Below are 14,318 nucleotides of genomic sequence, written 5' to 3' on the forward strand. Positions count from 1 at the left end.
CGACTGAACGAGGCCCCCGGCAAATCTGGCGCGAAACTACAAATCGCGCCCGAAAAGTCAAGTCTATTTCGGGCTAAAAAGCCAACGCCCCAGGGAAACAACCACATAGAGGGCAAAGAAACCCGCTATTGCCCAGGCAAAACCGTCATTGCCGGAGATATCGATCGCCGCGCCGATTGCCTGTGGACCGGCGACTGTCCCGACCGCATAGCAGAAAACGAAGGCGGCATTGGCCGCCGCAAGGTCGGCACCGGTGAGTCGCGATCCGAGATGGCTGAGGCCGATCGTGTAGAGCCCGGAGACACTGCCACCCCAAAACAGCAGCACCACGGCCATCAATTGCCAGTTCGACGACAGCCAGGGCAGCGCGAGCGACCCGGCAAGGCCGATCATGGCCAGCGCTGACAGCAGCAGCCGACGGTCCTTCATCCGGTCGGACAGAAGACCGAGCGGGATCTGGAACACCATGTTGCCGATACCCATGACGGTCAGCAGCAGTGCTGCCTGTGTCTCACTGAAGCCGGTGCGGGTGGCGTAGATCGGAAAGAGGGACAGGCCGCCTGCCTCGACCGCGCCAAAGACGAACACGGCGACGGTCGCGCTTGGGACCAGGAAGACATAGCGCAGGAAATGCCGTTCCGGTTTTTCGTCCAGCACCGGGCTTTCATTGCGGGCGATATATATCGGTATCGCCGCAGCCAGGATGGCAATCGCGCCGATCAGGAACGGCAGCAGACCTTCGCTGCCGATGACGGAGAAGAGCAGGGGGCCGGATGCAAAGCCCACCGCAAGGACTGTGGCATAAATTCCGAGCACGAGCCCACGGCGCCTCTGTGGGGCGGCGGCATTGATCCAGAATTCTGACAGGATGAACAGTGTCGTGGTCGTGCCGTGAAAGACCAGTCGCAGTGGGAACCACATCCAGAACTGTTCGGCATAATAGAAGCCGACTGCGCTGATCGCAGCCAGCACGACGGCCCAGAGCATGGTGCGCGCGACGCCGAAGGCATGCGCCATCTTGGTGGAAATCGGCGCGGCAATCATCGCGGCGATGCCGGCCATCGCCGAATTGAAGCCGATCAGCGTCGACGAGATGCCGCGTTTTTCCAGGATGATGCTGAGCAACGGAAGGCCGAGGCCGATGGCAATGCCGACAGCCGAAATCGCCGAGATGGCCGCAACCAGCGACGGCCAGTGGATATCGTCGCGGTGGCCGTTGAGGCCGTTGCTCGGCTCAGACATGCAATGCCCCCAGGCCACAGCAAAACACTGCGCCGCAGGTGCAAGAAGGAATGTCGAGCCTGCGCAACAGGAAAACGGGCATGTCGAATGGCATTGGTGCTTATCTATCTCCGAGGATGTCCATAAGGACTGCGGCATGTTCAGATCGCAAATAGTGCGCAAGTCAAGTGGCCGTGTCGCCAACCGGCAAGACGAATCGGCTTGAGATCGCGGCCAGTTCTGTTTCTATCGATAAACACGGGCATAAGGTTGAAGCTATTGTGACGATACCGGCGCTTTGGCCATCATTCGTCGGGTGCCGGAAGGGGAGTCTCGACCTCGTCCTCGCGGCCGCTGAATCCGTGCATCCTCAGCGCCCATTGCAGGCCGACGACACCGCCCTTGATCGGCTGCAGGCTGAGCAGCGAGGCAATCACCCCGATCGGGGCCCAGATGGCAAAATGCACCCAGCCGGGCGCAGGGAAGGCAAGGTCGGTCAGCATGAACCCGCCGACGAGCACATGGCCGAGCACCAGGATTACCAGATAGGCCGGCAGGTCGTCGGCACGATGGTGATGATAGGCTTCGCCACATGACGCGCAATTGTCGACGACTTTGAGATAGTTGCGAAACAGCTTCCCCGAGCCGCAGGCGGGGCAACTGTTCAGCATGCCGCGCTTGATCGAGCGCCCGAGCGGACGCTCGACCTGGGCGCCACCGCCGAATGTGGCCACGCCATCCCCGCGGTTCGTATCCATATGGTTCCCACCCATCCGGTTTGCAGTCATGTCCGTCATCTCCGTGGTGACAGTTCTCACCGTCTTGGGCGGTTGGGCCGCGTTCCAGGCGTCTTTGCGCCGCGTCGACCAGACTTGTGGAACGAGCGGGTGCCGACCGGCAGCTTTCGGCCTTCGCTCAGCATCTCGAACCGCAAGGCACCGGCAAGCGGTGCTGCTTCCGCCAGGCGAACCTCGACGCTGTCACCCAACTGATAGCCGAGCCCGGTTCGTTCGCCGACCAGTGCCTGATGCGCTTCGTCATAGATATAGTAGTCGCGGCCCAGGGTGGACACCGGCACGAAGCCATCGGCGCCAAACTGCGGCAGGCTGATGAACAGGCCCGCCTTGGTCACGCCCGACACCCGGCCATCGAACGCTTCACCGATGCGACCGGCGAGATGATGCGCGATCAGTCGGTTGATCGTGTCGCGCTCGGCGGCCATGGCGCGGCGTTCGAAGGTCGAAATTTCGGCGGCGATATCGTCGAGGCTTGCCTCTTCCTCCGGCGTGATCCCGCCTTCGCCAAGACCCAGCGAACCGACTAGCGCCCGATGTACGATCAGGTCGGCATAGCGGCGGATCGGCGAGGTGAAGTGCGCATATTTCAACAGGTTGAGGCCGAAATGTCCGATGTTTTCGGGACTGTAGATTGCCTGGCTCTGGCTGCGCAGCACCATCTCGTTGACCATGATCTGGTGCGGCGTATCGACAGCCTTGGCCAGGATGCCGTTGAATGAGTTCGAGCGCAGGTTGCCGCCCTTGACCAGCGAGAAGCCGATCGTCGCCAGGAATTCGCGCAGCACCTCCTGCTTGGACAGCGTCGGCGCGTCATGGATGCGGTAGACCAGCGGCTGGCGCTTCTTTTCCAGCGTCTCGGCGGCTGCGACATTGGCCTGGATCATCATCTCCTCGATCAGCTTGTGTGCGTCGAGGCGTTCGGGAATATGCACACGATCGACGGTGCCGTCTTCTTTCAGGATGATCTTGCGCTCCGGCATGTCGAGCTCGAGCGGCTGGCGTCGGTCGCGGCCGCGCTTGAGTGTCGCGTAGGCGGCCCATAGCGGCTTCAGGATGGGCTCGAGCAGCGGGCTGGCCTTGTCGTCCGGTTTCCCGTCGATCGCTGCCTGCGCCTGCTGGTAGGAGAGCTTGGCCGCACTTTTCATCATGATGCGATGAAAGGTGTGTCCGGCCTTGCGGCCTTCGTGGGAGAAGACCATACGCACGGCAAGGGCCGGACGATCGACGCCTTCGCGTAGCGAGCAGAGATCGTTGGAGATGCGCTCCGGCAGCATTGGCACGACGCGGTCGGGGAAATAGACCGAATTGCCGCGCTTCAGCGCCTCACGGTCCAGCGCGGATTTCGGCCGCACGTAATAGGAGACGTCGGCAATCGCCACCGTGACGATCACGCCGCCCGGATTGTCCGGCGAAGGGTCCGGTTCGGCATAGACCGCGTCGTCGTGATCCTTGGCGTCGGCCGGATCGATGGTGATCAGCGGCACGTCGCGCCAGTCCTCGCGATGCGACATCGAGGCCGGTTTTGCCTCTTCGGCTTCAGCGATGACCGATTGCGGGAAGATATAGGGAATGCCATGTGCATGGATGGCGATCATCGAGATCGCCTTTTCCGTGGCGACCGAACCGACCACGTTCAAGACGCGCGCGCGGGTCAGGCCGAAGCGGCTGGAGCGCGCGACCTCGACTTCGACCAGGTCGCCGTCCTTGGCCTCGCCGAGATCCGTCGCATCGATCTGCAATTCCTCGCCGCGCCGCTCGATCGGCATCAGGCGCGCACTGCCGTCTGCCATGGCGCGAACGACGCCAAGCAGGGCGCCGCGCTGCTTGTCGATGATCTTGATGACGCGTGCCGTATAGGCGGGGCCTGCCCTGTCCTTGGACGGGAAGATCTTCGCCAGCACCCGGTCGCCCAGTCCGCCGACCGGCGTCTTGCCCTTGGTGCGGTCACTGCTCGACTGGCGGATGGATACGGCAGGTGCAGCGCCAAGTTCTTCCGGCCATTCCGCCGGACGGCCGATCAGTTCGCCATCCTTGTCGCGGGTGGTGATGTCGAGAACAGTCACAGGTGGCAGGGCACCGGGACGCGCCAGCGTCTTGCGGTTCTTGGTCAGCATGCCGTCGTTTTCGAGATCTTTCAGCGCCTGCTTCAACTCGACGCGCTGCTCGCCCTTCAGGCCGAATGCCTTGGCAATCTCGCGCTTGGAGGCCCGGTCCGGATTGTCGGTGATGAACTGCATCAGAACATCGCGCGGCGGAACCTCGCCGTGGATGATCACCGGCTTATCGGGCACGGCACCGGCTGCCGCGTTCGCCGCCCGCCGAGCCTTGCGATTGGCGGGGCCGGTCGAGTGGCCATGTTCACGCGGCAGTTTGGTCAATGTCAGCTCTTCTTCGCTTTGCTGGCCGCCTTGGCCTTCGGCTTGGCGGCGGATGTTTTTGCCGGCTTGGCTTCGGCGCCATCGGCAACCTTGGCTTTCGCCGTTTTTGTGGCTTTTGCCCCGGTCTTGGTCGGCGTCTTGGCTGCTGCCTTGGTTCCCGCTTTGGCTGCGGTCTTTGCTGGCGCCTTCTTGGCCTTGGCCTTGCCGCCGCCGTCCTTGGCGATGCGCTCGGCGATCAGAAGCAGCGCCTCTTCCACCGTGACCGCCTGCGGTTCTTTGCCCTTCGGCAAGGTAGCATTGACCTTGCCCCAGTTCACATAGGGGCCATAACGCCCTTCGCGAACGGTCATCGCGCCACCATCGGGATGGTCGCCCAATTCCTTCAGGGCAACGGCAGCAGTCCGTCCGCCTGGTCCCTTACTCTGCTTTTCAGCCAGAACTGTGACCGCACGGTTGAGACCGATGGTGAACACGTCCTCGATGCTCTCGACATTGGCATAGGTGCCTTCATGCAGGACGAAGGGACCATAGCGGCCGAGGCCTGCCGAAATCATCTTGCCGGTTTCCGGATGCAATCCGACTTCACGCGGCAGGGCAAGCAGCGACTGCGCCTTGTCGAAATCGATGTCCCCCGGAGACCAGCCCTTCGGCAGCGAGGAGCGCTTGGCTTCCTTCCCGTCGCCGCGCTGGACATAGGGGCCAAACCGGCCGGACCGCAGCGAAATCTCTTCCTCGGTCACGGGATCCTTGCCGAGAGCCTTCGGCTCGTTGCCGCCGGCTTCCGCCTCGGCGCCGCCTTCGGAGGACAACTGGCGGGTGAAGTTGCATTCCGGATAGTTCGAGCAGCCGACAAAGGCGCCGTACTTGCCCAGCTTCAGCGACAGGTTGCCGGTTCCGCAGACCTGGCAGATCCGCGGATCCGAACCGTCCTCGCGTTTGGGGAAGACCAGCGGCGCCAGCGCTTCGTTCAGCGCATCCAGCACATTGGTGACACGCAGTTCCTTGGTGTCCTCGATCTGGCCGAAGAAATTCGTCCAGAAGTCGCGCAACACGTCCTTCCAGTTCAGCTCACCGGCCGAAATCCTGTCGAGCTTTTCTTCCAGATCCGCGGTGAAATCATATTCCACATAGCGGGTGAAGAAGCTTTCGAGGAAGGCCGTCACCAGCCGGCCCTTGGAATGCGGGATCAGCTTGCGTTTGTCGGTGATGACATATTCGCGGTCGGAAAGCGTCTTCAGCGTCGCAGCGTAAGTGGACGGGCGGCCGATGCCGAGTTCTTCCATCTTCTTGATCAGCGAGGCTTCCGAATAGCGCGGCGGCGGCTCGGTGAAGTGCTGGCTGGCATTGACCTTCTGCTTGGCCAGCGCCTCGCGGGCATTGATCTCCGGCAGGCGGCCATCCTCGTCGTCGCCATCGTCAGACTGTTCGCCGTCTTCCTTCTGGTCGGTATAGGCGGCAATGAAGCCGTCGAAGCGGATGACCGATCCAACAGCGCGCAGGCCGGCCTTTTCGCCATTGTTGTCGGCAAGGATCTCGACGGTCGTGCGCTCGATCTCGGCGGATGCCATCTGGCTGGCAATACCGCGCTTCCAGATCAGGTCGTAGAGCTTCAACTGGTCGGCATCGAGGTAACGGCGAACCTTGTCCGGCGAACGGGTGAATTCCGTCGGGCGAATGGCTTCGTGCGCTTCCTGCGCATTCTTCGCCTTGGTCGAGTAGATGCGCGCCTTTTCCGGAACGTAACGCGGGCCGAACTGGTCGGCGACGGCGGCACGCGCGGCATCGATCGCTTCGGGCGCCATCTGCACGCCATCTGTACGCATATAGGTGATCAGACCGACGGTCTCGCCGCCGATGTCGATCCCTTCATAAAGCTTCTGCGCGATCTGCATCGTCCGCGAGGCCGAGTAGCCGAGCTTCGACGACGCGGCCTGTTGCAACGTGGAGGTGGTGAACGGAGGCCCCGGATTGCGCTTGACCGGCTTGGCTTCGACGCTGTCCACGGCATAACGCGCGCCTTCGAGAAGCGCCTTGATGGTGGCTGCCTGGTCGCCGGTGGTCACCGAGTTACGCTGGATGCGCTTGCCCAGATGCGACACGAGCTTCGCTTCGAATTCGTCGCCGCGCGGCGTCTTCAAAAGGGCGGAGATGTTCCAGTATTCCTCGGCGACGAAACGTTCGATTTCGTTTTCGCGGTCGCAGACGAGGCGAAGCGCCACCGACTGCACGCGGCCGGCCGAGCGGGCACCGGGCAGCTTGCGCCACAGAACCGGCGACAGGTTGAAGCCGACAAGATAGTCGAGCGCGCGGCGGGCCAGATAGGCGTCGACCAGCGGCGTATCGATGTCGCGCGGATTTGCCATGGCGTCGAGCACGGCTTTCTTGGTGATCGCATTAAAGACGACGCGCTTGACCGGCTTGTCGCCGATCACCTTCTTCTTTTTCAGAAGATCGAGCACATGCCAGGAAATCGCCTCGCCCTCGCGATCCGGGTCGGTCGCGAGAAACAGTCCGTCGGCGGACTTCAACGCGTCGGCGATGTCCTTCATGCGCTTGGCCGATGCCGTATCGACCTCCCAAAGCATTTCGAAATCGCTGTCGGGAAGCACGGATCCGTCCTTGGCCGGCAAATCGCGCACATGGCCGAAAGAAGCGAGCACTTTATACCCCGGTCCAAGGTATTTATTGATCGTCTTGGCTTTGGCCGGGGATTCTACAACTACGACGTTCATTGCTTCTTTGCGCCTTCATCAGTGCTCTCAATCGGCTGCACAGTGCCGCGGCATTGGAATACCGGATTTCCGACATGGAGGGCGAAAGCGCTGCGGTCAAGGGGGGAGGGTGATTTTCCGCGTTTGCAACGTGATGCAACCAATGAGAGCTTTTATGAAATTTGCAATTTTTAAGAATTGCGCTATCGTGGGCATATTGGAACTTTGACGGCATGTTGGCGACACCGTCTGCAACTGTGAGCAATGTAGGATGGCAAGAGACCCGATCGGTTTGAATGGTCGAGAATCCAGCACTATGGCGAACATTGCCTACATCCGGCAGATGTTGGGCGAGTTGCGCGGCGTGGCCGAGAGCGAGGGTGCCGAAATGCTATGCTACCTGATTGAAATGGCTTACGTCGAAGCCGGTGACGTCCAGTCTGGACGCCGCGCGCTGTCACTCGGTCATGGTCAGCGAAACAAATCCCCCGGCGTGCCGATCTAGGCGCCCGGCGATATCCAGCTCCAGCAGGACAAGATAGACGGATGATGCTGGCAGACCGGTATGCCGGATGATGTCGTCAATTTCGACGGGCGTCGGCCCAAGCGCATCAACGATGATCGAACGTTCGTCATCATTCGGCGGCGGTGCCATGGCCCGAGGGCCATTCTCCTGATCGCCCGGTTCATCTGCCTCCGGCTGCTGAAACAAATCGATCCGTGACAAAGGCGCCAGCGCCTGAAGAACATCCGAAGATCGTGTCGTGACCGTGGCGCCGTCCTTCAGCAGGCCATTGGTGCCCTCGCAGCGCGGATCGAGTGGCGAGCCGGGAACGGCAAACACCAGCCGACCGAATTCGCCGGCCAGCCGCGCGGTGATCAGCGATCCCGATCGTGCGGCCGCTTCGATGACGACAACGCCGAGACCGACGCCGGCAATCAACCGGTTGCGCCGCGGAAAATCGCGGGCGCGGGGTTCCCAGCCGAACGGCATTTCCGAAATCGCCAGTCCGCGACCGTCGCAGATGGCGCGCAGTAGATCGATGTTTTCCGGTGGATAGGGCTGATCGAGCCCTCCGGCCATGGCGGCAATCGTGCCGGTATCGAGGCTTGCCCGATGGGCTGCCGCGTCGATGCCGCGTGCAAGGCCGGAGACGATCGCATAACCGGCCTGGCCGATGTCGCGGGCCATCATCGCGGCGAACTTGGCGCCGCTGATCGAAGCATTGCGGGAGCCGACGATGCCGACGGCGGGACGTTCTGCGGTGGCAAGGTCGCCCTTTGCCGCGATCAGGGGAGGGGCGCCTTCGATCTGGCGCAATGCCGGCGGATAGTCCGGCTCGCCGATCCCGACGAACCGGGCGCCGAACCGGTAGGCGGTCTCCAGTTCGCGCTCCGCATCGGTGACACTGGCGATCCGGATGGTCCTGGACGATCCGCCCCGCCGCGACAGTTCCGGCAGGGCTTCGAGCGCAGCTTCCGCCGAGCCGAAATGGTTGATCAGGTCGCGGAAGGTGGCAGGCCCGACATTGTCGCTGCGGATCAATCGCAGCCAGGAAATCCTCTGCCGGTCCGTCAGCGCAATCCCTTTTCGTCTTGCGCTGTCGTCCGGCATGGCTCTCCTAGCCTTTTTGTCCGATCTTGCTTTCGGTTCCGGCGATCAGCCGTTCGATATTGGGTCTGTGGCGCCAAAACGTTATGGCGGTCATGGCCGCCGTCACAAGTGCCGCCTCTTCAACTCCAAGTATCCACAACACAACCGGAATGACAAGTGTGGCGATCAGAGCGGACAACGAAGAGTAGCGAGTGATGAAGGCGACGGAGAGCCAGGCCACGGCAAAGACCAGAACCATCAGCGGCGCCACGCCGAGCAACGTGCCGATATAGGTTGCCACGCCCTTGCCGCCCTTGAAGCCGAGCCATATCGGGAAGAGATGACCGATGAAGGCGGCAAAGCCGGCCAGCAGTCCGGCATTCTGTCCGAATATCGCTTGTGCGATCACCGCTGCCGCCGTGGCTTTCAGTGCGTCCAGCAACAGCGTCACCGCGGCCAGCTTCTTGTTGCCGGTGCGCAGGACATTGGTTGCGCCGATATTGCCGGAGCCGATCGAGCGCAGGTCGCCCAGACCGGCCATCCGGGTCAGAAGAAGGCCGAACGGGATTGAGCCGAGCAGATAGCCCAGAGCAAGGACAGCGACGAGCGCCGGCCAACCGATGGCGAGATAGTTGACGCTTGGCACCGTGTTTCCCCCTGCTTGTCTTTATCTTATGCGAGCGCGTGTACGCAGCGACCGGCAACATAGGTCGCGACCGCCCGTCCCGAGAAGCGCGCATCCTCGAACGGCGTGTTCTTGGAGCGGCCGAGCAATTGATCCTTCGACACCAACCATGGCTCGTCGAGATCGACCAGTGCGATATCGGCACTCGCACCCGGCTTCAGCGTGCCACCCGGCAGGCCGAAGATTTCGGCCGGCCGCGTCGACATCGCATCGATCAGCCGCATCAGCGGAACATGGCCGGCGTGATGCAGGCGAAGGGCTGCAGACAGCATGGTCTCCAGTCCGCTTGCCCCGTCCGCCGCCTCGCCGAACGGCAGGCGCTTGGTGTCGACATCCTGCGGATCATGCGACGAGACGATGATGTCGATGCTGCCATCGGCAATCGCCTGCACCATGCCCATGCGATCGTCCTCCGAGCGCAGCGGCGGATAGAGCTTGAAGAAGCTGCGATATTCGCCGATGTCATTCTCGTTCAGCGCCAGATGGTTGATCGAGATGCCGCAGGTGACCTTGGCGCCGCGCTTGCGCGCCACCTGGATCGCCTCGACCGATTCAGGCACCGAGATCTGGGCGGCGTGATACTTGGCCTTGGTCAGGGCGGCGATCCTGAGATCGCGCTCCAACGGAATGATTTCCGTTTCCTTCGGCACGCCCGACAGCCCGAGCCAACTGGCCAGCAGCCCCTCGTTCATCACGCCATTGGCGCCGAGATATTTTTCCCGCGTCTCAAGCGAGATGACCGCACCGAATTCGCGGGCATAGGTCATCGCCCGACGCAGGACCTGTGTGTCGTTGAGTCCATGGCGGCCATTGGTGAATGCGACGGCGCCGGCGAGTTGCAGCAGGCCCATTTCGGTCATTTCCGAACTGGTCATGCCCTTGGTCAGGGCCGCTGCCGGATAGACATTGACGATGGCCGTGTCGCGCGCCGTCTTCTTCACAAATTCGACCAGCGCGATGTCATCGATGACGGGATCGGTTTCCGGCATCATGATGAAGGACGTGATACCGCCGGCGGCCGCGGCACGGCTGGCGGATGCGATCGTCTCGCGGTGTTCGTGGCCGGGTTCGCCGACAAATACGCGGGCATCGACGAGCCCCGGAATGGCGGTGAGGCCGCGGCAATCGCGGATCTCGGCGCCCTCGGGCACACCCTGGTTCTGCGCATCGGTACCGGCCGCCAGGATCTTGCCATCGGCTCCGATGATGATCGTGCCGACCTCGTCCAGCTTGCGTGAAGGATCGAGGATGCGAGCGTTTTTCAGGACGAGCGGTTTCATCATGCGCCCATTCCCTCGCTGCGCGGACCGTTGTTTTGCGAGGTCAGCAATGTTTCCATCACCGCCATGCGCACGGCGACCCCCATTTCCACCTGCTGTTCGATCACGCTCTGCGGACCGTCTGCGACTTCCGAGGCGATTTCGACGCCGCGGTTCATCGGACCGGGATGCATCACCAGCGCGTCTTCCTTGGCATATTTCAGCTTCTCGGCGTCGAGGCCGTAGAAGTGGAAATATTCCCGCACCGACGGCACGAAGGCGCCGGACATGCGCTCGCGCTGCAGCCGCAGCATCATCACCACATCGGCGTCCTTCAGCCCTTCCTTCATGTCGTGGAAGACTTCCACGCTCATGTCGGCAATACCGGATGGCAGCAGTGTTGCAGGCGCAACCACCCGGACGCGCGCACCCATGGCGTTGAGCAGAAGGATGTTGGAACGCGCAACGCGCGAATGCAGCACGTCGCCGCAGATCGCGACTATGATGCGCGACAGCTTGCCCTTGGCGCGACGGATGGTCAGCGCGTCAAGCAAGGCCTGCGTCGGATGCTCGTGCTGACCGTCGCCGGCATTGACCACCGAGCAGGCGACTTTCTGGGCGAGAAGGGCTGCCGCCCCAGCCGAGGAGTGGCGCACGACAAGCACGTCCGGCCGCATCGCGTTCAGTGTCATGGCCGTGTCGATCAGCGTTTCGCCCTTTTTTACCGACGAATTGCCGACTGACATGTTCATCACGTCGGCGCCAAGCCGCTTGCCGGCAAGCTCGAACGAGGATTGCGTCCGCGTCGAGGCTTCAAAAAACAGATTGATCTGGGTAAGACCGCGCAAGGTGGAGGTCTTCTTCTCCCGCTGGCGGCTGATTTTCACGGCTTCGTCCGCCTTGTCGAGCAGGTACGTGATGTCCTGTTCGGTAAGGCCTTTGATGCCGATGAGATGGCGGTGGGGAAAGAAGACCATGGACGCCCTCCGTAGATGTCACGCGGTCTATAATGACTGGCAGGCGGCCGGGCAAGCATATGCTATGTGGATTGCGGCGCGTTCCCCATGTTAAACGAAATTCTTTGCGCTAGTAGAACGGCATGACAATAATGAACCGGACTGAAGAAAAACTCGCCGCCCTGAACCAGCCCAAGCCATGGTCCGGTGTCAATGCCTATCGATCCGACCCGCTTCTCGTCGATCTGACCTCCACGCTCGCACGCTCGCTTCGCGACGAATATGATGTGGTCGGCAAGTATGTCACTTCGCCCGAGGCGCAGGAACTGGCCCGCATGGCCAATGCCAGCCCGCCGCAATTGCGCACCCATGGCGTGCGCGGCGAGCGGCTGGACGTCACCGAATTTCATCCGGCCTATCACGCCCTGATGCGGCGCTCCATGTCGTCCGGTCTGCATTGCTCAGTCTGGGAAAACCAGACGGACGCCCGTGGCCATGAACACAAGGCGCGCGCCGTCCGCTTCTTTTTGACCGCTCAGCTCGAAAGCGGTCATCTCTGCCCGCTGACCATGACCAGTGCCTCCGTGGCGGCTCTTGTTGCGTCTCCGGCGGTGCAGAAGGAATGGACGCCGAAGATCCTCTCGCGGAAATATGATTCCGCCAACAAGCCGCCGATGCAAAAGAGTGCCGTCACGATCGGCATGGGCATGACGGAAAAGCAGGGCGGCACAGATGTGCGCGCCAATACCACCAGCGGCGAGCGGGTGGGCGAGGGCATCTACCGCCTGTCCGGTCACAAGTGGTTCATGTCCGCGCCGATGAGCGATGCCTTCGTCATGCTCGCCCAGACCAAGGACGGCATGGGCTGCTTCCTGGTGCCGCGCCTGCTGGAGGACGGATCCGCCAACGGGCTGGAGTTCCAGCGCTTGAAGGACAAGATCGGCAACCGCTCGAACGCCTCGTCCGAGGTCGAGTTCGACGAGGCCTTCGGCTTTTTGCTCGGCACGCCCGGCGACGGCGTGCGCACCATTCTCGACATGGTGACCCTGACCCGGCTCGATTGCGCGCTCGCCTCGGCCGGCATGATGCGGGCCTCCATGGCAGAAGCGGTGCATCATGTGCGTGGCCGTGTCGTCTTCGGCAAGAAGCTGATCGACCAGCCGCTGATGACACGAGTCCTTGCCGATATGGCGCTCGATGTGGCGGCCGCCACCGCGCTCGCCTTCCGCCTTGCCGACAGCTTCGACCGCGCCCGTGAGAACCCGGTGGATGCGGCCTATGCCCGCGTCATGACGCCGGTGGTCAAATACTGGATCTGCAAGATCGCCCCCGGTCTGATCTATGAAGCGATGGAATCGATCGGCGGCAGCGGATATGTCGAGGAGCGTCCGATTGCCCGCCATTATCGCGAGGCCCCGGTCAACGCGATCTGGGAAGGCTCTGGCAATGTCATGGCGCTGGATGTGCTGCGTGTGCTCAATCGCGGCAAGGATCTCTTCGAGACCCTGTTTGCCGGGCTTGAACGCGATCTCGGCGCGTCCGGCAAGAAGACCGTCGAGGTCCTGCGTGCGGCGACCGCTCTGGCTGAACGCGACGAGGGCGCCGGTCGCCTTCTGATCGAACAGCTGGCGCTGGCCGCCGGTGCGGCCGAGCTGTATCGCCTCGGAGCCGGCAAGATCGCCGATGCCTTCCTGGAGACCCGCCTGGCTGGCGGCTGGCGCCACACCTACGGCGTTCTCGATGCGCGTTTCGACGCCCGCTACGTCCTGGACCTGCTTTATCCCGCCGCCACCTGAGCGACGAGATAGAGTACGGCCGGAATGGTGAAGAAGGCGGCGACCGTCTGCACGGTGGCCGCTGCCGCGTAGAGTTCCGCGTCGCCGCCCATCTGTCTCGCCAGCGTGTAGCCGTTCATGGCGGTGGGTACGGCGGCACCGAGAGCGATCATGACCACGGTCTCGCCGCTGAGGCCGAAGAGCAGCGCGAGACTGACCGAGACGACCGGAAACAGGACGAGCTTGAGAAAGACCGACAGAAGCACGCTCGGCTGCGGCTTCAATGCGTCCTGGATGCGCAGTCCGGCCCCGACATTGATCAGCCCGAGGCTGAGCGATGAGGCCGCGACTAGCCCGATCGTGGTCATCAACGGGTCGTAGATCCGAACGCCGAGAACGTTGACGATGACGCCAAGGGCCGAGCCGACAATGATCGGATTGGTGATGATTCGAAGCGCGAAAGCCTTGAAGCTGCGTCCCCGGCCGGAAAACCAGACCATGACACCGACATTGATCAGGTTCAGCGGCACGATGATCGCCGCCATGATCACGGCGATCACCGCCAGCCCGTCCGGGCCGGCAAGCTTTTCGCCGATCGCAAGCGCCATGAAGCCGTTCCAGCGGGTCGCCGTCTGGAAGATTGAGGTATAGGCGGGCGCCCCCATGCCCTTCCGATGCAGAATCGGCCACAGCGCCAGACAAACGCCAGACATGACCCCGACGGCCAGAAGCGAGACAAGGCTGACGCTGCCGCTGTTCATCGCGGAAAAGTTTGTCGTCGCCAGCGTCTTGAACAGCAGAGAGGGGAAGAGAACATAGTAGCCGAACTGCTCCAGCCCGCCCCAGAAGCTTTCATTGATAAGTGGTGTCCGCTTCAGCACCACACCGATCAGGACCAGCAGGAAGATCGGCAGGATGCTTTCGAAGATGATCAGCATGAAA

11 protein-coding genes are annotated in these 14,318 nt (G+C 62.3%); 2 read left to right on the forward strand and 9 right to left on the reverse strand.

The features are described from left to right. Positions 1–63: 63 nt before the first annotated feature. The 4 genes from IM739_RS10425 to topA all read right to left on the reverse strand — a co-directional run bounded on the left by IM739_RS10425 (position 64) and on the right by topA (position 7,128). Positions 64–1,242 carry an MFS transporter gene (locus IM739_RS10425; RefSeq protein ID WP_237367736.1) on the reverse strand — a complete coding sequence of 393 codons (1,179 nt, stop codon included), beginning with the start codon at positions 1,240–1,242 and terminating at the stop codon, positions 64–66. A gap of 284 nt (positions 1,243–1,526) precedes the next feature. Then, positions 1,527–1,979 (reverse strand): DUF983 domain-containing protein, encoded by a 453-nt coding sequence (locus IM739_RS10430; protein WP_237371036.1) that lies wholly within the window; start codon positions 1,977–1,979, stop codon positions 1,527–1,529. A 56-nt stretch (positions 1,980–2,035) separates the two neighbouring features. Beyond that, positions 2,036–4,309 (reverse strand): ribonuclease R, encoded by a 2,274-nt coding sequence (gene rnr, locus IM739_RS10435; protein WP_237371037.1) that lies wholly within the window; start codon positions 4,307–4,309, stop codon positions 2,036–2,038. Positions 4,310–4,398: 89 nt separating this feature from the next. Beyond that, a complete protein-coding gene (topA, locus tag IM739_RS10440) occupies positions 4,399–7,128 on the reverse strand; it encodes a type I DNA topoisomerase (RefSeq protein ID WP_237367737.1) in 2,730 nt (909 codons plus the stop codon). A gap of 250 nt (positions 7,129–7,378) precedes the next feature. Here topA and IM739_RS10445 point away from each other — a divergent pair, with 250 nt between their 5' ends. Beyond that, positions 7,379–7,612: a hypothetical protein gene (locus IM739_RS10445; RefSeq protein ID WP_237367738.1), complete on the forward strand. Its 234-nt coding sequence runs from the start codon at positions 7,379–7,381 to the stop codon at positions 7,610–7,612. Here the strand turns inward: IM739_RS10445 and dprA are convergent. Genes dprA through IM739_RS10465 form a run of 4 tightly spaced genes read right to left on the reverse strand, consistent with a single transcriptional unit; the run spans position 7,565 to position 11,622 of the window. Next, positions 7,565–8,722 carry a DNA-processing protein DprA gene (gene dprA, locus IM739_RS10450; RefSeq protein WP_237367739.1) on the reverse strand — a complete coding sequence of 386 codons (1,158 nt, stop codon included), beginning with the start codon at positions 8,720–8,722 and terminating at the stop codon, positions 7,565–7,567. The two genes, IM739_RS10445 and dprA, sit on opposite strands and share 48 nt — an antisense overlap. Before the next feature lie 7 nt (positions 8,723–8,729). Further along, a complete protein-coding gene (gene plsY, locus IM739_RS10455; protein ID WP_237367740.1) occupies positions 8,730–9,347 on the reverse strand; it encodes a glycerol-3-phosphate 1-O-acyltransferase PlsY in 618 nt (205 codons plus the stop codon). A 26-nt stretch (positions 9,348–9,373) separates the two neighbouring features. Beyond that, positions 9,374–10,669, reverse strand: a complete 1,296-nt coding sequence (locus IM739_RS10460; RefSeq protein ID WP_237367741.1) for a dihydroorotase — start codon at positions 10,667–10,669, stop codon at positions 9,374–9,376. Next, entirely contained in the window at positions 10,666–11,622 is a 957-nt protein-coding gene (locus tag IM739_RS10465; protein WP_237367742.1) for an aspartate carbamoyltransferase catalytic subunit, read from the reverse strand. The genes IM739_RS10460 and IM739_RS10465 overlap by 4 nt, the downstream gene beginning before the upstream one ends. A gap of 122 nt (positions 11,623–11,744) precedes the next feature. Here IM739_RS10465 and IM739_RS10470 point away from each other — a divergent pair, with 122 nt between their 5' ends. Then, the gene (locus IM739_RS10470) at positions 11,745–13,397 is read left to right on the forward strand and encodes an acyl-CoA dehydrogenase family protein (protein ID WP_237367743.1); all 1,653 of its coding nucleotides are present in this window, start codon (positions 11,745–11,747) and stop codon (positions 13,395–13,397) included. On the opposite strand, the gene IM739_RS10475 is transcribed toward IM739_RS10470, so the two are convergent. Further along, positions 13,379–14,314, reverse strand: coding sequence for an AEC family transporter (locus tag IM739_RS10475; RefSeq protein ID WP_237367744.1), 936 nt, complete (start codon positions 14,312–14,314; stop codon positions 13,379–13,381). The genes IM739_RS10470 and IM739_RS10475 overlap by 19 nt on opposite strands. Between the last annotated feature and the right edge of the window lie 4 nt (positions 14,315–14,318).

Source organism: Rhizobium sp. SL42 (assembly GCF_021729845.1).
Lineage (GTDB): Bacteria > Pseudomonadota > Alphaproteobacteria > Rhizobiales > Rhizobiaceae > Allorhizobium.